The sequence below is a fragment of the Echinicola salinicaeni genome (assembly GCF_014280965.1).
Taxonomy (GTDB): domain Bacteria; phylum Bacteroidota; class Bacteroidia; order Cytophagales; family Cyclobacteriaceae; genus Echinicola; species Echinicola salinicaeni.
Window position 1 is genome coordinate 1 of record NZ_JACODZ010000014.1, and the last position, 20,779, is coordinate 20,779.

Below are 20,779 nucleotides of genomic sequence, written 5' to 3' on the forward strand. Positions count from 1 at the left end.
AAGAGGGCTTTGTACAGATGGAGTGAATGAAACTTCAATTTAATATATGCTATAAAAGGATTTTATGCCTCAATTGAGGGTAAAGCTTTCCGATATTATAAGGGGTTAAGATAGGGACTATTCAAGGCAGCTTGTGCTTTAGCTGGAATTAATTTGCACAATTGGCAGGCTTTGCGGCTAAAGCGCTCAGCTAAGTTGTTCCTGGCCGCGGGATGAACCCGGGGTTAATATATTTAGCCCGCTCAGGGCTGTTGTGATTGTTTAATGCGATAAGAGTTTAGACAGGAAGCTTTATGGCTTTATTTGATACCCGAAAAGAACCGCTCCATTAACATATTTCATGAGTTGGTATATAATTGAAATATTGTTGACGGTAAATTGCTTGATAATCTTTATTTTAAGGTTTGCATTGATTTTAATTTTGTCATGGACTTTTGAATTCAGTGAATATGCAATTAATAAATGCTATTTTTAATACCTTAATTTGAACTGTTAAATATGAAGATTACTGTAGTAGGAACTGGTTATGTGGGCCTTGTTTCAGGGGCTTGTTTTGCTGACGTAGGGATTGAGGTGGTATGTGTGGATATTGATCAGAAGAAAATTGATAAACTGAAAAATGGGATCATGCCCATTTATGAGCCAGGGCTGGAAGAAATCGTGGTCAGGAATTATGAAAGTGGCCGTTTGAAGTTTTCCACTGATCTTGGAGAGGCCATTCAGGGATCAGATGTGGCCTTTATTGCGGTTGGGACACCTCCGGGCGAGGATGGATCAGCTGATTTGAAATATGTGTTGGCTGTTGCTGATGAGATAGGAAAGACCATGTCTGACTATATCGTGGTGGCGACAAAAAGTACCGTTCCAGTAACTACAGGTTGTAAGGTGCAAAAGGCCATCCAAGATGCTTTGGACCAGAGGAAAAGCGAGCTACCATTTGCTGTGGCTTCCAATCCCGAATTTTTAAAGGAGGGAGCAGCAGTGGAGGATTTTCTTAAGCCTGACAGGATCATCATTGGCGTAGAAGATGAAAGAGCTGAGGAGATCATGAGGAGGTTGTATAAGCCTTTTCAGCTAAGCGGTGATAGGATTATTTATATGGATATCCCATCCGCTGAGATGACCAAATACACCGCCAATGCGATGTTGGCGACCAAGATCAGTTTTATGAATGATATCGCCAACCTGTGTGAGTTGGTAGGTGCTGATGCCAATATGGTCAGGGCCGGGATTGGTTCTGATCCTAGGATTGGAAATAAATTTATCTATCCGGGCGTTGGTTACGGAGGTAGTTGTTTTCCTAAAGATGTAAAGGCCATAGTAAAGACTGCCAAGCAATATGGTTATGATCTGAGGGTGTTACAGGCTGTGGAAGAGGTGAATGAGTCTCAAAAGCATGTTCTGGTGAAAAAAGTCAAGCAGCATTTTGGGGATGATTTGAGCGGGAAGACCTTTGCCATGTGGGGCTTGAGTTTTAAACCCAATACGGATGATATGCGTGAGGCACCCGCTTTGGTGATCATTGATGAATTGAGGGCTGCAGGTGCTAGGGTTAAAGCATTTGACCCAATTGCTATGGAAGAGGCCAAAGAGGTTTATATTGGCGATAAGGTCACTTATTGTAATGATGCTTATGAGGCTTGTGTGGATGCTGATGCCTTATTGCTGGTGACAGAATGGTCACAGTTTAGGATTCCAAGTTGGAGTGCTTTGGGGAAATTGCTGAATAATAAAGTGGTCTTTGATGGAAGGAATATATATGATCGGAAATACCTTAAGGAGTTAGGATTTACCCATTATGGGATTGGGGTTTAAGAAGTCGAATTGTGGGGTTGTTGAATTGTGGAACTGTTGAAGCGTCGAATTGTTTGACTGTTGTTTTCAAAAACTTGTTTTATGAAATATGATTCCTATCCATTTGAGAAGCTTGAAGTGGGGCTGTTAAGGAAAGAAGGGAACTCAATGAAGAATTATGAATTATTAATGAGGAATGGGTGAATATTTCGTTTCTCAGGGGACAGGTGCAAAGACACGGATACAAATATTAAATACTATAAAAGAAAATGGATATTCGTTCTCAAGGGAGCATTTCAGGGAAAAAGATATTGGTTACTGGAGGGGCTGGATTTATAGGGTCTAATCTGGTAGATGAATTGTTGAAGTATGGGAATAAAGTGGTCTGTTTGGATAATTTTTCCACAGGGAAGCGGGAGAACCTAGAAGAAGCCAAGCAATTCAAGGATTTTATTTTGATAGAGGGGGATATCAGGAATTATGAAGATTGCCAAAAGGCGGTTGAAGGCTGCGATCTAGTGTTTCATCAGGCCGCATTGGGATCTATCCCGCGTTCCATAGCAGACCCGATGACCAGTACTGATGTGAATATTGGAGGTTTTGTTAAAATGCTATTTGCATCTTATGAAGCAGGAATAAGCAGGTTTGTATATGCAGCGAGTTCATCTACCTATGGGGATCATAAGGGTTTGCCTAAAGTGGAACATCAAATCGGCAATGCCTTGTCTCCCTATGCGATTACCAAATATGTGGACGAATTGTTTGCGAAAAACTTCTCGGAAATATATAATATAGAGACCATTGGCTTGAGGTATTTCAATGTTTTTGGTAAAAGACAAGATCCAGATGGAGGATATGCTGCCGCAATTCCAAAATTTCTATGTTCATTGATCAAACATGAATCTCCAAAGATCAATGGAGATGGGACTTATTCCAGGGATTTTACCTATATCGATAATGTTATCCAAGCTAATTTATTGGCTGCTGAAGTACCAAAAGAGGAATTAGTTGAAAAGCTTGCTGCTTATTATAGTTCTATTGATGATCATTTTGACGGGGAGAAGGGAGTTTCAGAAGTGTTTAATGTAGCCTTTGGGGAAAGAGAAAATCTAAATAACTTGGTCAGGAACTTGAAATCTAATTTGTCCTTTTTTGATCCAGAAATTACAAATGTTAAAATTATTTATGGACCTAAAAGAAAAGGAGATATTCCCCATTCTTTGGCATCGATAAAAAAGGCAAGGGAAATTTTAGGGTATGATCCTTTATATAATTTGGAGCAAGGGCTATCAAAAGTTTGCGAATGGTATTTGAAGAATTTAAATTCGATTAAAGACGAATAAAGTTTTTAGCGTATATAACTTTTTGGAGATATGAAAATAATTAATGTTGTATTATCTGGAGGAGTAGGAAGTAGATTATGGCCGCTTTCAAGGAAGAGTTGCCCCAAGCAATATTTGCCAATTTTCGAGGGGAATACCTTATTCCAAAAAACGGTACAAAGGAACCAAGCTTTTTGTGAGGAGCTGATGGTTATTGGTAATAAAAATAATTATCAGCTTTCAAGGAAAGATTTAGCAGGCTTAGGTCTTAGAGATTATATAGAAATTGTTGAAGCCTGTCGAAGGAATACCGCTGCGGCCATTGCTTTTGCAGCATTATCTTGTGATCCAGGAGATATTCTTTTTGTGACTCCTTCAGATCACCTTATAGACACAGGGGATGATTATTCTTCAAGTGTCAAAAGAGCAATTGAACTGGCTAAGCAGGATTATATTGTCACTTTTGGATTAAAACCTGATCATCCTGAAACAGGGTATGGGTATATTGAAAGTGATGGAGAGGATGTGAAAAGTTTTAGGGAAAAGCCTAATTTGGATACAGCAGAGAGATTTTTAAAGAAAGGAAACTTTTTGTGGAACTCAGGGATGTTTTGTTTTAAAGCGGGCGTATTTTTGGAGGAGTTGGGGCGTTTTGAACCAAAGGTATTGAAATATTCCAAAGTGGTCATTGAAAGTGCCGATGATGTTTTTTTGGATTACGAAAAGTCCCTAAAAATCCCTTCTACCTCAGTTGATTTTGCGGTCATGGAACGCTCCACAAAAATTAAAGTAGTACCCTCAGCATTTTCTTGGTCCGATATGGGTTCATTTGAATCGGTCTTTGAATATTTGGAAAATCATGGGCATCAAGCTGATGAAAACGGCAATATGGTGATCGGAGCTGATATTTATACTGAATTTGTAGGTTTGAAAGATACCATGCTAATCCAAACCAAAGATGCCATATTAGTATTACAAAAAGAAAAGGCCCAGGATGTGAAGAAGGTATTTGAGAAGTTGGAAAAGGAGAATCCTGATTTGGTGAATTAAATGGAGATTGAAGCCGAATGCCCAAAGTCTAAGGCCTAAATAAGGCTGTTCGACTTTTGCAAAGTCGAACAATAGTAGGAGAGGATTTGAAATCCTCTTTTATTATTATTTCCAGAATTTAAATCTGGAAAAGCAATTTTCTTTGCTCCGTTGGATCGATGAAAAGGAATAGTGGAGTCAGGAGACTCCTATATTTAGGGCTCGCATAGCAAAAGCGTACCAGCTTGGGTCCCGCAGCTCAGCTGACGGGACAACGAAGATTTCTTGAGTGGAGTCAGGATACTCCTGTAATTTATTGTGTTGAAGTCAGCGCTGCGCTGGAGACTTGGACCAACGTAGCGGTTAGGGCATTACAAATGCCCATTATTTAAAGGTCCGCATTGCAAATGGGGACCAGCTTGGCAAACGCTGAAAGCTGAATGTCTAAGGCCTAAAGGCTGTTCGACTTTTGCAAAGTAGAACAATAGTAGGAGAGGATTTAAAATCCTCTTTTATTATTATTTCCAGATTTTAAATCTGGAAAAGCATTAGAAATATTCGTATAGGAGTCAGGAGACTCCCATTATTTGTAGGTCCGCATTGCAAATGCGGACCAGCTCGTAGGCTTAATTCCTTGAGGTAATTAATAATTTATTGGCTTTAATTAAATTTCAATGTATAATATTGATAATTTAGCCGATTGAATTAAGCTAAGTGATTTAGGAGCGTTTTCCTGGTCAGGGATTCTAGCCTTAGCGATATCAGAAGGGTAATGTTTTGAGAGATGATCATTGGCCTTTTGTTTATTCAAAGTTTAAAAATCACCATTGAAGAAAAGTATGGCATCACCTATTTTTTTGTTAAATCAAAGCAGGATAGCGGTTATTGGCTTGGGCTATGTAGGATTACCATTGGCAGTTGAATTTGCAAAAAAATACCCCACTGTTGGATTTGATATTTCTAAAAAGCGCATTCATGAATTGGGCTTAGGAATAGACAATACCCTGGAAGTCGAAAATGATTTGCTTCAATCCGTATTAATCAAGGATAAATCAGCAGCTTCCAATACACTTGGTCTTTTCCCAAGCAATGATGCGGAAGCATTAAATGATTGTAATGTGTTTATTATTACCGTACCGACTCCTACGGATAAGCAAAATAGGCCTGTTTTAACTCCCATGTTGGCTGCCTCAAAGACTGTAGCCAAGTATTTAAAGCAGGGAGATGTCGTCATCTATGAATCTACGGTATATCCGGGAGTGACTGAGGATGAATGTGTGCCTGTTTTGGAAAATGGCTCGGGACTGAAGTTTAATCAAGATTTTTATGTAGGCTATTCCCCCGAAAGGATCAATCCAGGGGATAAGGAACATACCATTTCCAAAATTTTGAAAGTGACATCAGGGAGTACGGAAGCCGCAGCCGAATTTGTAGATCAACTTTATCAATCAATTATTATAGCCGGTACCTATAAGGCTTCCTCTATTAAGGTGGCTGAAGCAGCCAAAGTGATAGAAAATTCCCAAAGGGATATCAATATTGCCTTTGTTAATGAACTGTCCAAGATTTTCAATCTGCTTAATATAGACACGCAGGAAGTTTTGGCCGCAGCAGGCACGAAGTGGAACTTTTTACCCTTCAAGCCTGGACTAGTAGGAGGACATTGTATAGGAGTGGATCCTTTTTATTTGGCCCAAAAGGCGCAGGAGGTGGGCTATCATCCAGAAATTATTTTAGCTGGAAGAAGGTTGAACGATTCCATGGGTAAATATGTAGCCACAGAGGTGATCAAGCATATGATGCGCAAAGACCTGAAAGTGATCGATTCCAAGGTGTTGATTTTGGGCTTTACCTTTAAGGAAGATTGCCCGGATGTAAGGAATACAAGGGTGATTGATATCTATGAAGAGCTGAGGAATTTTGATATAGCCGTGGATGTATATGATCCCTGTGCTGATGCAGAAGAGGTTCAAAGGGAGTATAATATCAAGATGCTAGAGGGAAATGAGAGGCCTGATCCTAACCAATATTCTGCAATTATACTGGCGGTGGCTCATCAATCTTTTAAAACTTGGGATATAAAGAAATCCGATCGCTTGGTCGTGTATGATGTGAAGGGCGTATTGGATAAGGATAAGGTGGATGCGAGGCTTTAGGAGCAAACGCTGAAAGCTGAATGTCTAAGGCCTAAAGGCTGTTCGACTTTTGCAAAGTCGAATAATAATAAAAGAGGATTTAAAATCCTCTTTTATTATTTTTTCCAGATTTTAAATCTGGAAAAGCAATTTCCTTTGTTCCGTTGGATGGATGAAAATGAATAGTGGAGTCAGGGGACTCCTGTAATTTATTGGGTCCAAGTCAGCGCTGCGTTGGAGACTTGGACCAAGGTCGCATTTAGGGCATTGCAAATGCGGACCAGCTTGGGCTTTAGGAATGCCGAAGGCTGAATGTCTAAGGCCTAAAGGCTGTTCGACTTTTGCAAAGTCGAACAATAGTAGTAGAGGATTTAAAATTCTCTTTCATTATTATTTCCAGAATTTAAATCTGGAAAAGCAATTTCCTTTGCTCCGTTGGATGGATGAAAAGGAATAATGGAGTCAGGAGACTCCTATATATAAGGCTTGCAGAGCAAAAGCGTATCTGCTTGGGTCCCGCAGCTTAGCTGACGGGACAACGAAGATTTCTAGAGTGGAGTCAGGGGACTCCTGTAATTTATTGGGTCCAAGTCAGCGCTGCGCTGGAGACTTGGACCAAGGTCGCATTTAGGGCATTGCAAATGCGGACCAGCTTGGGCTTTAGGAATGCCGAAGGGCGAATGTCTAAGGCCTAAAGGCTGTTCGACTTTTGCAAAGTCGAATAATAGTAGAAGAGGATTTAAAATCCTCTTTTATTATTATTTCCAGAATTTAAATCTGGAAAAGCAATTTCCTTTGTTCCGTTGGATGGATGAAAAGGAATAGTGGAGTCTGGAGACTCCTATATTTAAGGCTCGCAGAGCAAAAGCGTATCTGCTTGGGTCCCGCAGCTTAGCTGACGGGACAACGAAGTTTTAAATCTGGAAAAGCATGGGAGTCTGGAGACTCCTGTGATTTATTGGGTCCAAGTCAGCGCTGCGCTAGAGACTTGGACCAGCGTCGCATTTAGGGCATTGCAAATGCCCATTATTTAGAGGTCCGCATTGCAAATGCGGACCAGCATAGGACCAGCATCTTAAAGAATTGAATCAGCACGTAGATCCTTCACTTTGTTCAGGATGACATAGGAAATTATTTCAAAAACAAATTTTTATATACATCCTGTGGTCCATTTTAGTTGAGATTGAATTTTGTGAATATTGCAGTTATGTTGTTTGAATATTACCATTTGTTAATTTTTAATGGGGAATAATAAAAAAATAGAAAAAGCTTGGAGCTTTTGAAAGCACTGAGTACTTTTGGTGCTCATTACGGGAGGGCTTTCTTTTTATGCTAGATTCTTTAATTACTTCCAAGACCAGATTGCGACTTTTGGTAAAGTTTTTTATCAACGCAGACAACCATAGCCATCTCCGCGGTTTGGCCGAGGAGTTTGGAGAATCTACCAATGCCATAAGAAAAGAACTCAATAATTTATCCGAAGCAGGGTACTTGCAGAAGGAGTCTGAAAAGAACCGAATCTGCTATAGTGCCAATACCCAGCATCCCTTATTTGGATCCTTGCAGGATATCATCCGCAAGTATTTGGGATTGGATACTTTGGTGGAGGAAGTCCTAGATAGGATGGGTGATGTTAACAAGGTAATCCTAACTGGTGATTATGCCAATGGTTTGGATACGGGTACCATTGATATAGTGATTCAAGGTAATGCATTGAATGAGGAATACCTCGACAGTTTGGGTAATCGCATAGCCGATTTGATCAACCGTAAAGTGAGTTTTACGATTTTGGCAGAAGAAATTCAAACTGGCATAGTTTTATATAATAAAGCAGCCGAGTAAGGAAAGCGATTTTCCTACTCTTTTTTATGAAAAGAATTGCCCGCTAAGCACAATATGTGACTGACCGGGCGAAGCTATGGACGGAGCGGAAAGCGCAAGGCTAAAAGCCAAATGCCGAAAGAAAGGAGTCTAAAGCTGAAGGGCGAAGGCTAATAGAGAAGGCTGAATGTTGAAAGCCTAAAGCCGAAAGATAAAAGTTAAAGGAAAAAAGTCTTTAAGTCTAAATAGTATAAGCTGTACTGGATAAATGAGTGAAAGACATTTCAATTTTAAGGAGCTTAGGGTCTGGCAGAAATCGATGGATTTGGCTGAATATTGTATAGAGCTTGTTGAAGAGTTGAATACTCCAGGAAAGCATTTTAGATTAATTGAACAGTTTGAATCTTGCTCGGCTTCAGTTCCTCAAAATATTGCTGAAGGAAAAGGTAGAAATACAGATAAAGAGTTCAAGCAATTCCTTTATTACAGTCGTGGCTCCCTATATGAATTGGTGACATTGGCCAACCTATTTCAAAGAAGAAATTGGATTTCATCAAAACAACTTAATAAAATAGAATCAGAGGGGTTGGAGATAGCCTCAATGTTAAAGGCGCTTATAAATGCCATGTAAACGAGCTTTCGGCCTTAGGCCTTTGTCATTAGACTGTTTACAATTTAACAGTCCTCCAATTCGACAGTTTGACAATAACACCATTCAACAATATTTAAACTCAATTATACTTTTCAATAATTGAACTGTTCGAGAATATCCCAATTTGACAGTTCAAGAATTCAACAATAAGAAATATGAAAATTACCGTAGTAGGAACCGGATATGTAGGTTTAGTTTCAGGCGCTTGTTTTGCAGATGTAGGGATAGAGGTGGTATGTGTGGATATTGACCAAAAGAAGATCGATAAGCTCAAGAATGGCATTATGCCTATTTATGAGCCAGGATTGGAAGAAATCGTTAAGCGCAACTATGAAAGTGGCCGATTGCAATTTACCACTGATCTGGGCGAAGCTATTCAAGGATCCGAGGTGGCTTTTATTGCGGTAGGTACCCCTCCGGGTGAAGATGGTTCTGCTGATTTGAAATATGTATTGGCCGTTGCGAATGAGATTGGAGAGAAGATGTCGGATTATATCGTGGTGGCGACTAAAAGTACTGTACCGGTAACTACGGGGCAAAAGGTAAAGGCGACTATCCAAAAGGCCTTGGAAAAAAGAGAAAGAGCGATGGATTTTGCTGTTGCCTCTAATCCAGAATTCCTGAAAGAAGGCGCTGCTGTGGAAGACTTTTTGAAACCAGATAGAATAGTGATAGGGGTAGAGGACGATAGGGCTGAAAAGATCATGAAGCGCTTGTATAAGCCATTCCAATTGAGTGGAGACCGTATTATCTATATGGATATTCCGTCTGCAGAAATGACCAAATACACGGCCAATGCCATGCTGGCTACCAAGATCAGTTTTATGAATGATATTGCCAATTTATGTGAATTGGTTGGGGCCAATGCCAATATGGTTAGAAAGGGGATTGGTTCGGATCCTAGGATTGGTAATAAGTTTATCTACCCAGGCGTAGGTTATGGTGGTTCTTGCTTTCCTAAGGATGTTAAGGCCATTGTGCGTACGGGTAGAGAATATGGACATGAATTACGTGTGCTTCAAGCGGTGGAGGACGTGAATGATGACCAGAAATATGTATTGGTGAATAAGGTAAAGAAGCATTTTGGAGAGGATTTGAGAGGAATGACTTTTGCCCTTTGGGGATTGAGCTTTAAGCCTAATACCGATGATATGCGTGAAGCGCCGGCTATCGTGATTATTGATGAATTACGTGCCGCCGGAGCTAATGTAAAAGCGTATGATCCTATTGCCATGGAGGAAGCCCAAGAAATTTATGTAGGAGATAAGGTGGCCTATTGCAATGACGCTTATGATGCCTGTGTGGATGCGGATGCCTTGCTTTTGGTTACGGAGTGGTCAGAATTTAGACTACCTAGCTGGTCAGCAGTAAGTAAGCTATTGAAGAATAAAGTGGTTTTTGATGGCAGAAATATCTATGACCGCAAGCATTTGGAGGAAGAAGGGTTTGTGCATTATGGGATTGGGATTTAATAGCTGAAAGTCAAAAGCCGAAAGCCGAATGTCTGAAGAAAGGAGTCTAAAGCTGAAGGGCGAAGGCTAATAGAGAAGGCTGAATGTTGAAAGCCTAAAGCCTAAAGCCTAAAGCCGAAAGCCGAAAGCCCAAAGCCGAAAGCCGAAAGCCGAAAGCTTTTAAGTCTAAATATAGTAGTAAGCTGTACTGGATAAATGAGTGAGCGACATTTCAATTTTAAGGAGCTTAGGGTTTGGCAAAAATCAATGGATTTGGCTGAATATTGTATAGAGCTTGTTGAAGAATTGAATACTCCAGGAAAGCATTTTAGATTAATTGAACAGTTCGAATCTTGCTCGGCTTCAGTTTCTCAAAATATTGCAGAAGGAAAAGGTAGAAATACAGACAAGGAGTTCAAACAATTCCTCTATTATAGTCGTGGATCATTATATGAGATGGTGACACTCGCTAATCTTTTTCATAGACGAAATTGGATTACAACAGCGCAACTCAATAGAATAGAATCGGGGGGATTGGAGATAGCCTCAATGCTAAAAGCGCTTATAAATGCAATCTAAATGAGGCTTTCATCTTCGCTTATATTAATCATAGTAACAGGCTTTTGTCCTTTATCTTTCGGCCTTAGACAAAAAAAACAGGCTTTCGGCCTTAGACCTTCGCCATTCGACTGTTTACAATCTAACATTCATTCAATTCGACAGTTCGACAATAACACCATTCCTAATTATATATTAACATTCATCATTCCTAATCAATAAGGTATGTCCATCAATATCAAATCTTTTTATTTTACAATAATTCTATTGCTATCAGCGATTGTGCTCCATGCCCAGTCCTTATCCAATATCCAAAATGTTAAAGTGGATGAGTTGTCGGATGCGCAAATTGCTGCGATTGTACAGAATGCGGAGGAGCAGGGGATTTCCCAATCTCAAATCCCGACTTTAGCACAGGAAAGGGGACTTTCGGCGATGGAAGCCAATAAGTTGGCTACAAGGATTAGCCAGTTGGGGACTGCTGATGTAGAACAGTCAGCAAGTACTTCTTCAGATACAGGGGCACAACGAATGGTGTCTACGCCGGTAACAGGAAATCTTAATGGAGGTAGTTCCAAATTAACCGAGGAGCAGCAAAAGATTTATGGTTTTGGTCTTTTTCATAATAAGGAACTGAACTTCTCTCCCAATCTGAATATTCCTACTCCAGAAAGTTATGTAGTAGGCACAGGGGATCAGTTATTGATTGATGTGTATGGAGATTCTCAACAGTCATATAGTTTGACTGTGAATCCAGAGGGCAGGCTGTATATCCCTAATGTAGGGCCCATTGCTGTAGGAGGAGCCAGTATTCAGGCGGCTACAGCAAGGATCAAGAAGGAATTAAGTGGTATTTATTCAGATTTAAACAGTTCCAATCCCCGCACCTTCTTACAGATTCGTTTAGGGAATATCCGTTCCATTCAGGTATCCATGACTGGGGAATTGACCCATCCTGGTACCTATACCTTACCTTCTTTTGCTTCGGTATTTAATGCCTTATATGCTGCGGGAGGTCCAAATGAGGAAGGTTCCTTTAGAAATATCAAAGTATACAGGGATTCCCGTCAGGTGGCTGAAGTGGATGTCTATGAGTTTTTGACCAATGGTAATCAAAAACAAAATATTCGTTTGCAGGACAATGATGTAATTATCGTACCTGCTGTGCAGACCCGGGTAGAGGTACAAGGGCCAGTCAGAAGGCCAGGTTTATTTGAAATTCAGGCTGATGAGGATATTAGGGATTTGATCAACTATGCAGGTGGTTTTAAAAGTGAGGCCTATACCCAACGCATTGGAGTGAGAAGGCTTTCTGAGGATGCAAGGAAGGTGGCCGATGTATCACAAGAGCAGTTTGAAAGTTTTAAGGTGCAGGATGGGGATATTTATCTAGTCGGAGAAAAACTGAACCGTTTTGAAAACAGGGTGCAGATATCTGGTGCCGTTTATCATCCAGGTGAGTTTGCTTTATTAGAGGGGATGACTGTAAAGGATTTGATTGGGAAAGCAGAGGGTTTAAGAGGAGAGGCCTTTCTAAATAGGGCTACCCTATATAGAACCCAAGAAGATATGACCTTGGAAATTGTACCTGTGGATGTCAAAGCAGTAGTCAATGGTACAACTCAGGATATTGTATTACAGCGGGAAGATGTATTGCATATCCCCAGCAAGTATGACTTGAACGAAGAGTATTATGTAAAGATTTCCGGTGAGATCAACCGACCGGGGGCTTTTGCCTTTGCGGAGAATATGACTGTGGAAGATTTGGTATTGAAAGCAGGGGGATTTAAGGAATCTGCTTCAGATGCTTATATAGAAGTAGCCAGAAGAGTGAAAGATAGAACAGATGGACAGATTGCTGAAATCTTCACCATTGATATTGATGAGAATTTGGAAATCAATGGGGCTGATAAGGAAGTGGTTTTACATCCATTTGATCATGTGATCATTAGAAGAAGTCCGGGTTTTCAAAGGGAACAATTGGTACGCGTAGAGGGAGAAGTGAATTATCCAGGTCAGTACACCATTTCCACTGCCACAGAGCGTATTTCTGATTTATTAAAAAGAGCGGGGGGGATCAATCAATTTGCCTATACCAAAGGCGCCACTTTGATTAGGCGTACAGAGTTTTATAGTCCTCAAAGTGATAATGAGATCAAATCAGCTGAATTAAGAGAGGTGAAGAATAATTTGATTAAAGAAGATGGAAAGAATACAGAGGCAGAGAATAATATGCTATCTCGTATAGATGAGAAAATAGGGGAACAGGGAGGAGATTTGGCCAATCAAAAAGGGTTGACATCTGGGGAATTTAAAATCAATCGTGTGAAAGAAGTGGCAGCTTCGGATAGTTCTAGGGTAGCCGAAGTGGAATTTAGGACGCAGGAGTTGATCGGTATAGACTTGGACTATATTATGGAGCATCCTGGTTCCGATCAGGATCTGATCTTACAAGAAGGGGATGTATTGAGTATCCCTAAGGAATTGCAAACGGTACGTATGCGCGGGGAGGTATTATTCCCTACTTCTGCTAGATATGAAAAGGGGGATAGTTTTAAGGCCTATGTGTCCAAGGCGGGTGGATTTACCGATAATGCCCGAAAAGGGAAAGCTTATGTGGTGTATGCGAATGGGGATGTGGCTAGGACTAAGGGGTTCTTATTCTTTAAGAATTATCCCAATGTAGAACCAGGTGCCGAGATCATTGTGCCGCAAAAGCCAGATAGACAACCAATGTCGGCTACAAATTGGATAGGTTTGGCTTCCAGTTTGGCGACTTTAGCGATATTGATTGATCGGGTAGCGCAGTAGCCACACGGCACTCCAAGGCTTTTAGGATGGAGCGAGGAGAGCAAGCCGTGGGAGTCCCGCATTTGGAATAGTGATTCGAGTAATCGATAATCGTGATTTGGGATTCGAGTAATAGAGATTAGAATAATAGGAATCTGGTATTTGAGCAATCCGGATTTGTGATTGGCGATTTGGCGATTGAAATTTGAAAAATGGAGTATGGTTTTCCAATTAATAATTAACAAGGAATAAATATGACTTCTTATAAATCGTTTGAAGAATTGAAATGCTGGCAAGCATGTGATGAACTCAAGCGGTATATAAGAGAGGAAGTATTAACAAAATTGCCCAAGCATGAGCGTTATGAATTGTTCAGTCAATTATTAAGAGCTAGTAGATCAGCTACGGCAAATATTGCAGAAGGCTGGGGTAGGTATCGTTTTAAGAAAATATTATAAGTGTATGTGGAATACCGCACGTGGCCGAACAATCAAAGATAAAAGTTTGTATTAAAGCTTTCCTACTTTTTCCATTGATGAAAAAGTAGGCAAAAAATCTAGGCCATGGAGCCTTCTCCAAATTGAGTCGATTACGGTGTCGATGAGGACTATTTCTCAATTTGATTTTGGAACACTTGCTACGGGCTAAAAATAAGCGGATCTCCCTGTTCCACGACGCGAGCTAGCTCATTTTCTTAACGCCCTCCTCAACTGTTCCAAAACCGAATGCTCCAAAGGCCGAATAAGTGATTTCGGAAAATATTTTGTTTCTCAGAGACTAAATGAAAAGACTCGGATATACATAGAATATTAATTTTTATTGAATGCTCGGGGATCTGTAGCTGAAATTTTAGATCATGCTTTGGAAGCCAAATCTTGGGATTATATCGATGATGCAACTTTAAACCGAATTAGAAAAGACTGTGAAAAGTGCCTTCAATTAATCAATGGATATATTAGATATTTAAGAAATCAGAATGAAAGACAGTGAATCATTGGTATTAGAGTAATTGATATTGGAGTAATCAGAGATTGAACACTGAATTGCGAGTAACAAATCCCGAATAACATTAACAATTACCTTGTCATAAGAATATTTATCATAAAATATGAATAACGATTCAAATAATAACACCGCTCCGCCAGCTGACGATGAAATCGACCTACTTGCCTTAGCCAAAACCGTTTGGAATCAAAGGAAGCTTGTTTTCCGAATCGTAGGACTTTTTGTCATATTGGGTTTGTTGGTGGCGATACTTTCTCCTAAGGAGTTTACTGCTAGCGGGACCTATTTGCCCCAGACCACTGAAGGAGGTAAAGGAGGAGGCTCTTTGTCTGGCTTAGCTTCCTTGGCTGGAATTAATTTTGGAGGAGTAAGTGGAGGCTCTGAAATTCCGCCTACTTTATACCCGAAAATTGTGAGCAGTGTACCTTTTAAAAAGGCTATGTTGAAGGCTCCCTTACAATTTGAAGAGTTTGACAAAAAGGTGACCTATCAGGAATATTATGAGGAGTATTATTCACCTGGGTTTTTAGGATATATAAAGCGGTATACTATTGGATTACCCGGGCTACTAATTAAAATTATAAAAAGTGAACAAGCGCAAAAGATTGTTAGAAATGATGCAGAAGAAATCATTACTGTTTCTCCTAAAGAATTAGAGCATTTTAAACGATTGGATGGCCAGGTGTCTATTGCTTTTAATGATAAAGAGGGGTTTGTTCAGTTGTCTATCATAATGCCTGAAGCCATAGCTTCAGCAGAATTGGCCAAGTTTGCGGAAAATTTATTACAAAAGGAAGTAATTGCCTTTAAAGTGAAAAATGCCAAAGAACTTTTGAAATTTACTGAAGAACGCTACCAGGAAAAGAAATTTGAATTTGAAGCCATACAAACTAAATTAGCACATTTTAGGGATAGGAATCAAAATATATCCAGTTCCGTTGCAATAAATGAATTAGAAAAATTGGAAGCTGAATATAACTTGGCTTTTTCTATCTATTCGGAATTAGCAAAGCAATTGGAACAGGCAAAATTACAAGTGAGTAAGGATACACCATTATTTTCTGTTATTCAACCTATTTCTGTGCCAATAGAAAAGTCTTCACCTAAACGATCTTTAATTATGTTTGTTTTTCTAATTTTAGGGATTGTATTATCTGTGGGATATATCTTGGGTAAGGAATTTTTAATGAAATTGAGAAAAGAATGGGACTCTTAATTTCTTTGTTAGAGTATTATAAAATAAAATAAAAAATTAATAACATGTTAAATAATAAGTCAGTTTTAATAACGGGAGGAACAGGATCCCTAGGTAAGGCCTTAACAAAACATATTTTTTCTAAGTACCCTGAAGTAAAAAGGGTGGTCATTTATTCCAGAGATGAGCAAAAGCAGTTTCAAATGGCTCAGGAATATCCGAATCACAAATACCCTCAAATTCGCTTCTTTATAGGAGATGTAAGGGATAAAGAAAGACTGGTAAGGGCATTTCAAGGTATTGATTATGTAATTCATGCAGCTGCGATGAAGCATGTTCCTATCGCTGAGTATAATCCCGATGAATGTGTAAAAACGAATATCGGAGGCGCTGAAAATGTAATCCATGCAGCGTTGGAAACGGGAGTTCAGAGAGTGGTGGCTTTGTCAACGGATAAGGCCTGTGCACCTATCAATTTGTATGGGGCAACAAAACTTACTTCTGATAAATTGTTTATTGCGGCTAATAATATAAAAGGTAATAACCCAATAAAGTTTTCGGTGGTAAGATATGGTAATGTTATGGGGTCAAATGGATCTGTAATTCCTTTCTTTATTAACAAGCGAAAAGAAGGGAAATTACCCATTACTGATGTCAATATGACCAGGTTTAATATTTCACTGCAGGGTGGAGTAGATATGGTTATGCATGCCATGGAACATGCTTGGGGGGGGGAATTATTTGTTCCTAAAATACCTTCCTATAAAATTCTAGATGTTGCAGAAGCGATTGGACCTGAGTGCGAAAAACCCGTGGTTGGAATTCGTCCAGGTGAAAAGGTGCATGAAGAAATGATTACTGCATCCGACTCATTTTTCACCTACGACCTAGGTAAATATTACGCTATTATACCATCTACCCCTAAATGGAATGTAGAGGATTTTATAAATTCATTTGATGCAAAGAAAGTTCCTCTTGGGTTTAGGTATAATTCTGGAGAGAACCAAGAATGGGAAACAGTAGAGTCTTTGAGAGAACTAATAACTGAACATGTTGATCCAACTTTTTCTGTTGAATTAAAGGAAGCTTAAGGAAATAGGTGAAATTCTTTTAGATAATTATTATGAGTCAGATCATTCCTTATGGAAAGCAGTTTATAACTGATGAAGATATTCAGGCAGTGGTAGAAACCTTGAAGTCTGATTACCTTACTCAGGGACCGAAGATTGCAGCCTTTGAACAAGCATTTGCGGAATATGTAGGAGCTAAGTATGCAGTAGCTGTTTCAAATGGAACAGCTGCTTTGCATCTAAATGCTATAGCCTTAGATATTCAACCTGGAGATAAAGTAATTACCACTCCCATTACCTTTGCGGCGAGTGCAAACTGTATTCGTTATTGTGGAGGGGAGGTGGTTTTTGCAGATATTGATCCAGAAACCTATTTGCTGGACATAAAATCAGTAAAACATTTACTTGAAAACTCGCCAAAAGGAACCTTTAAGGGAATCATCCCTGTGGATTTTGCGGGTAGGTCTGTCAACTTGGAAGAATTTCGAAAACTATGCGACGAATACGGCCTATGGTTGATGGAAGATGCCTGTCATGCTCCTGGGGGGTACTTTGTGGATTCTAATGGAGTACAACAATCTTGCGGAAACGGTAAATTCGCTGATTTGGCTATTTTTTCGTTTCATCCAGTCAAACATATTGCCGCAGGTGAGGGGGGGATGATAACCACTAATGATGAGAAGCTTTACCAAAAATTATTGGCGCTTCGTACCCACGGTATTGTGAAGAATGATAGTTTATATACCAATACCATCGAATTTTCCGGAGGGAAGGACAGTTATCCACTTTGGTATATGGAGATGCAGGACTTGGGATATAATTACCGCCTGACTGATTTTCAGGCAGCACTAGGTCTAAGTCAACTTGGTCGTGCCAATGAAGGCGTGGAAAAGAGAAGACAAATTGCAGAAAGATATTATGAGACCTTCAAAAATGCTTCCTTTATGATTGGACAATCAGGGGTAGTGGAAGGGCACGCCTACCACCTGTATGTGATAGAGGTGGAGGATAGGCTTGGTCTATATAACCATTTGAGAGAAAAGCAGGTCTTTGCACAAATCCACTATATTCCTACTCACTTAATGCCATACTACAAACAGTTTGGATGGAAGGAAGGGGATATGCCCAATGCTGAGCGATACTACAGGAACTGTTTGTCCCTTCCAATGTTTCCAACCTTGTCAGCGATAGATCAAAATAGGGTTATTGATATCATAAAGGGATATTATAGTGGCTAATTTATGTGTCATTCCGGCAAGAGGAGGAAGTAAGAGAATACCTCGCAAAAACATCAAGGACTTTTTAGGCAAACCGATCATAGCCTATTCTATAGAGACTGCATTAAAAAGTAAATTATTTGATGAAGTGATGGTTTCAACTGATGATCATGAAATAGCACAAATTGCAATTGAATTGGGGGCAAAGGTGCCTTTTTTGAGATCAACAAAAAATGCAGACGATCATTCTACCACTTTTGATGTTATAAAGGAGGTAATAAATGAATATAGAAGTATCGGAAAGAAGTTTGATAATGGTTGTTGCATATACCCTACTGCTCCTTTTTTAGAGGTTGATGATTTGGAGATCGGGTATGAAAAATTACTGTCAGAAGAAAGGGAGTGTGTATTTCCTGTGGTTGCATTTAGTTATCCAGTTTGGAGAGGGTTTGAAAAATCCGAGGATGAAACGGCTAAAATGATTTGGCCCGAATATAGGAATGCTAGGTCTCAAGATCTCAAAAAAGTTTATCATGATGCAGGTCAGTGGTATTGGTTCAATATTGATGATTTACTAAAAAACAACAATATTTTTGGCCATAATACGGGTATGGTAGAACTTTCTGAATTGAAGGTTCAGGATATTGATACTCAAATTGATTGGAAATTGGCAGAATTAAAGTATGAGATCTTACAAGGCGCTAGATAAGCAAGTTTTTAGATTAGGGGAATATCAAATAGTTCCTATTCGATTTGAGGATAGGTTTGATATCATGAAATGGCGGAATGAACAAATTTATCATTTACGCCAGCCCCAACCTTTGACAAAAGAGGGACAAGACAATTATTTTGTTAATGTGGTTTCTAAACTATTTGATCAAGAGGAACCGGATCAATTATTATTTTCCTATTTAGAAGGTAATGAATGTATTGGTTATGGAGGCTTGGTTCATATCAATTGGCTTGACAAATATGCTGAGATCTCATTTATCATGAAGACGTCACTGGAAAAAGATTGTTTTGAATTTCATTGGGCCAGTTTTTTATCAATGATTGAAAAAGTTGCATTTGATCAACTTGGCCTCCATAAGATATTTACCTATGCATTTGACTTAAGGCCAAGATTGTACACTGCTCTGGAAAGTCAAGGATTTGAAAAGGAGGCTATATTAAAGGAACATTGCTTCTTTGAGAGCTCATTTATTGATGTGGTTATCCATGCCAAAATTCAACCACAAAAGGTGCTTAGAAATGCAACTCCTGAGGATGTGGAAGTAACCTTTAAATGGGCAAATGATCCTATAGTCCGAAAATACTCTTATAATCAAGATCCAATAGAAAGAACCAGCCATGATAAATGGTTTAGGGTTAAAGTCCTATCCAATGATTGTGAATATTATGTGTTGGAATTAAATAATAAACCTGTTGGTTCTATCAGGTTTGATATTGAAAACTCGGGCAAGATGGCCAAGATAAGCTATTTGGTGGATAGTGGCCATACTGGAAAGGGACTAGGGAAATATCTTTTAGAGGCAGGTGTTAATAGATTTAAAGCCAATATGCCAGGTATCCAAAAGGTTTATGGCTATGTCCTTAAAGAAAATATTCCCTCGTTGAAAATCTTTCAAGGAATGGGTTATGAGATAGGCTGTGAAAATGAATCAGAAATTAAATTTGAATTGACTTTATTATGAGAATTGGTAATTATAAAATAGATAGTGATTCTTCTGTTTTTATTATTGCGGAATTATCTGCAAACCATAATGGCAGCTTGGAAACGGCACTTGAAACGGTCAAAGCGGCGAAAAGGGCAGGGGCTGACTGTATCAAATTACAAACCTACACAGCGGATACCATAACCATCAATTCTAAGAAGCCTGATTTTTTGATTCAAGGAACGATATGGGAGGGTAAAAATTTATATGAACTATATCAAGAAGCGTATACCCCGTGGGAATGGCATAAAGCAATTTTCGAAGCGGCAAAAAGCGAAGGCTTATTATGTTTTTCTTCTCCCTTTGATCCAACATCAGTTGATTTTCTGGAATCGTTAAATGTACCAGCCTATAAAATAGCTTCATTTGAAATTACTGATATCCCTTTAATTGAATATGTGGCATCCAAAGGAAAACCAGTGATTATTTCCACTGGAATAGCAAATGAAGAAGATATTAGATTGGCACTGGATGCATGTAAAAGAATGGGTAATACGGATATAGCCCTTCTAAAATGCACGTCCAGCTACCCCGCTCCGATAAATGAAGCCAATATGGTTATGGTAAAAGATTTAGCTGATCGTTTTGGAGTTATTTCAGGATTGTCTGATCATACTATGGGGAGTACAGTTCCTGTGGTAGCCACCTGCTTTGGCGCAAAGATTATCGAAAAGCACTTTATTTTGGACAGGTCGATAGGTGGTCCGGATGCTTCTTTTTCCATGAATGAGGAAGAGTTTACTCAGATGGTTAAAGCAGTAAGAGAGGCCGAATCTGCTATTGGTTCAGTTTCTTATGAACTTACGGATAAGCAGAAAAAAGGAAGAGATTTTAGTCGATCGTTATATGTAGTTGAAGACATTAAAGAAGGAGATTTGATAACTGATAAAAATGTAAAAAGCATTAGACCTGGTTTTGGTTTACATCCCAAGTTTTTGAAAGAGATTTTAGGCAAGAAAGCAAAAGTTTCCTTAGAAAAGGGAACAAGATTATCTAAGGATTTTATTTAATCAATTCTCGACTAT

Annotated in this window: 17 protein-coding genes; all 17 read left to right on the top strand. The window is 39.3% G+C overall.

The annotated features are described in order from the left end of the window. The first annotated feature begins 498 nt into the window (after positions 1 to 498). The 17 genes from H7U17_RS19950 (at position 499) to pseI (ending at position 20,764) form a co-directional block, all read left to right on the top strand. On the top strand, positions 499 to 1,815 hold the full coding sequence (locus H7U17_RS19950; RefSeq protein ID WP_186758618.1) for a UDP-glucose dehydrogenase family protein: 1,317 nt from the start codon (positions 499 to 501) through the stop codon (positions 1,813 to 1,815). Between the two features lie 248 nt (positions 1,816 to 2,063). Continuing rightward, positions 2,064 to 3,137, top strand: coding sequence for an SDR family oxidoreductase (locus tag H7U17_RS19955; RefSeq protein WP_186758619.1), 1,074 nt, complete (start codon positions 2,064 to 2,066; stop codon positions 3,135 to 3,137). A gap of 30 nt (positions 3,138 to 3,167) precedes the next feature. Next, positions 3,168 to 4,166 (top strand): mannose-1-phosphate guanylyltransferase, encoded by a 999-nt coding sequence (locus tag H7U17_RS19960; protein ID WP_186758620.1) that lies wholly within the window; start codon positions 3,168 to 3,170, stop codon positions 4,164 to 4,166. 818 nt (positions 4,167 to 4,984) lie between these two features. Then, entirely contained in the window at positions 4,985 to 6,301 is a 1,317-nt protein-coding gene (locus tag H7U17_RS19965; RefSeq protein WP_222439255.1) for a nucleotide sugar dehydrogenase, read from the top strand. A gap of 1,308 nt (positions 6,302 to 7,609) precedes the next feature. Beyond that, positions 7,610 to 8,122, top strand: a complete 513-nt coding sequence (locus tag H7U17_RS19970) for a winged helix-turn-helix domain-containing protein (RefSeq protein WP_186758621.1) — start codon at positions 7,610 to 7,612, stop codon at positions 8,120 to 8,122. Positions 8,123 to 8,369: 247 nt separating this feature from the next. Next, positions 8,370 to 8,732, top strand: a complete 363-nt coding sequence (locus H7U17_RS19975) for a four helix bundle protein (RefSeq protein ID WP_186758622.1) — start codon at positions 8,370 to 8,372, stop codon at positions 8,730 to 8,732. 176 nt (positions 8,733 to 8,908) lie between these two features. After that, positions 8,909 to 10,225 carry a UDP-glucose dehydrogenase family protein gene (locus H7U17_RS19980; RefSeq protein WP_186758623.1) on the top strand — a complete coding sequence of 439 codons (1,317 nt, stop codon included), beginning with the start codon at positions 8,909 to 8,911 and terminating at the stop codon, positions 10,223 to 10,225. Between the two features lie 195 nt (positions 10,226 to 10,420). Continuing rightward, positions 10,421 to 10,783: a four helix bundle protein gene (locus tag H7U17_RS19985; protein ID WP_186758624.1), complete on the top strand. Its 363-nt coding sequence runs from the start codon at positions 10,421 to 10,423 to the stop codon at positions 10,781 to 10,783. A gap of 204 nt (positions 10,784 to 10,987) precedes the next feature. Continuing rightward, the gene (locus H7U17_RS19990) at positions 10,988 to 13,573 is read left to right on the top strand and encodes an SLBB domain-containing protein (RefSeq protein WP_186758625.1); all 2,586 of its coding nucleotides are present in this window, start codon (positions 10,988 to 10,990) and stop codon (positions 13,571 to 13,573) included. 233 nt (positions 13,574 to 13,806) lie between these two features. Next, positions 13,807 to 14,010 carry a four helix bundle protein gene (locus H7U17_RS19995; RefSeq protein WP_186758626.1) on the top strand — a complete coding sequence of 68 codons (204 nt, stop codon included), beginning with the start codon at positions 13,807 to 13,809 and terminating at the stop codon, positions 14,008 to 14,010. Between the two features lie 361 nt (positions 14,011 to 14,371). Next, a complete protein-coding gene (locus H7U17_RS20825; protein WP_186758627.1) occupies positions 14,372 to 14,542 on the top strand; it encodes a four helix bundle protein in 171 nt (56 codons plus the stop codon). A 118-nt stretch (positions 14,543 to 14,660) separates the two neighbouring features. Beyond that, complete coding sequence (locus H7U17_RS20005; protein ID WP_186758628.1) at positions 14,661 to 15,773, top strand: Wzz/FepE/Etk N-terminal domain-containing protein; 1,113 nt, start codon at positions 14,661 to 14,663, stop codon at positions 15,771 to 15,773. A gap of 44 nt (positions 15,774 to 15,817) precedes the next feature. Next, positions 15,818 to 16,843, top strand: coding sequence for a UDP-N-acetylglucosamine 4,6-dehydratase (inverting) (gene pseB, locus H7U17_RS20010; protein WP_186758629.1), 1,026 nt, complete (start codon positions 15,818 to 15,820; stop codon positions 16,841 to 16,843). Positions 16,844 to 16,875: 32 nt separating this feature from the next. Beyond that, the gene (gene pseC, locus H7U17_RS20015) at positions 16,876 to 18,060 is read left to right on the top strand and encodes a UDP-4-amino-4,6-dideoxy-N-acetyl-beta-L-altrosamine transaminase (protein WP_186758630.1); all 1,185 of its coding nucleotides are present in this window, start codon (positions 16,876 to 16,878) and stop codon (positions 18,058 to 18,060) included. After that, the gene (gene pseF / locus H7U17_RS20020) at positions 18,053 to 18,748 is read left to right on the top strand and encodes a pseudaminic acid cytidylyltransferase (RefSeq protein ID WP_186758631.1); all 696 of its coding nucleotides are present in this window, start codon (positions 18,053 to 18,055) and stop codon (positions 18,746 to 18,748) included. Before pseC ends, pseF begins: the two co-directional genes overlap by 8 nt. Next, positions 18,723 to 19,733: a GNAT family N-acetyltransferase gene (locus H7U17_RS20025; protein WP_186758632.1), complete on the top strand. Its 1,011-nt coding sequence runs from the start codon at positions 18,723 to 18,725 to the stop codon at positions 19,731 to 19,733. The genes pseF and H7U17_RS20025 overlap by 26 nt, the downstream gene beginning before the upstream one ends. Then, positions 19,730 to 20,764 (top strand): pseudaminic acid synthase, encoded by a 1,035-nt coding sequence (gene pseI, locus H7U17_RS20030; protein WP_186758633.1) that lies wholly within the window; start codon positions 19,730 to 19,732, stop codon positions 20,762 to 20,764. Before H7U17_RS20025 ends, pseI begins: the two co-directional genes overlap by 4 nt. Positions 20,765 to 20,779: the final 15 nt, after the last annotated feature.

Bases quoted from the DNA above. Each gene is read 5' to 3' on its own strand.
- H7U17_RS19950 (WP_186758618.1), top strand. From the start codon at position 499: ATGAAGATTACTGTAGTAGGAACTGGTTATGTGGGCCTTGTTTCAGGG.
- H7U17_RS19955 (WP_186758619.1), top strand. From the start codon at position 2,064: ATGGATATTCGTTCTCAAGGGAGCATTTCAGGGAAAAAGATATTGGTT.
- H7U17_RS19960 (WP_186758620.1), top strand. From the start codon at position 3,168: ATGAAAATAATTAATGTTGTATTATCTGGAGGAGTAGGAAGTAGATTA.
- H7U17_RS19965 (WP_222439255.1), top strand. From the start codon at position 4,985: ATGGCATCACCTATTTTTTTGTTAAATCAAAGCAGGATAGCGGTTATT.
- H7U17_RS19970 (WP_186758621.1), top strand. From the start codon at position 7,610: ATGCTAGATTCTTTAATTACTTCCAAGACCAGATTGCGACTTTTGGTA.
- H7U17_RS19975 (WP_186758622.1), top strand. From the start codon at position 8,370: ATGAGTGAAAGACATTTCAATTTTAAGGAGCTTAGGGTCTGGCAGAAA.
- H7U17_RS19980 (WP_186758623.1), top strand. From the start codon at position 8,909: ATGAAAATTACCGTAGTAGGAACCGGATATGTAGGTTTAGTTTCAGGC.
- H7U17_RS19985 (WP_186758624.1), top strand. From the start codon at position 10,421: ATGAGTGAGCGACATTTCAATTTTAAGGAGCTTAGGGTTTGGCAAAAA.
- H7U17_RS19990 (WP_186758625.1), top strand. From the start codon at position 10,988: ATGTCCATCAATATCAAATCTTTTTATTTTACAATAATTCTATTGCTA.
- H7U17_RS19995 (WP_186758626.1), top strand. From the start codon at position 13,807: ATGACTTCTTATAAATCGTTTGAAGAATTGAAATGCTGGCAAGCATGT.
- H7U17_RS20005 (WP_186758628.1), top strand. From the start codon at position 14,661: ATGAATAACGATTCAAATAATAACACCGCTCCGCCAGCTGACGATGAA.
- pseB (WP_186758629.1), top strand. From the start codon at position 15,818: ATGTTAAATAATAAGTCAGTTTTAATAACGGGAGGAACAGGATCCCTA.
- pseC (WP_186758630.1), top strand. From the start codon at position 16,876: ATGAGTCAGATCATTCCTTATGGAAAGCAGTTTATAACTGATGAAGAT.
- H7U17_RS20025 (WP_186758632.1), top strand. From the start codon at position 18,723: ATGAGATCTTACAAGGCGCTAGATAAGCAAGTTTTTAGATTAGGGGAA.
- pseI (WP_186758633.1), top strand. From the start codon at position 19,730: ATGAGAATTGGTAATTATAAAATAGATAGTGATTCTTCTGTTTTTATT.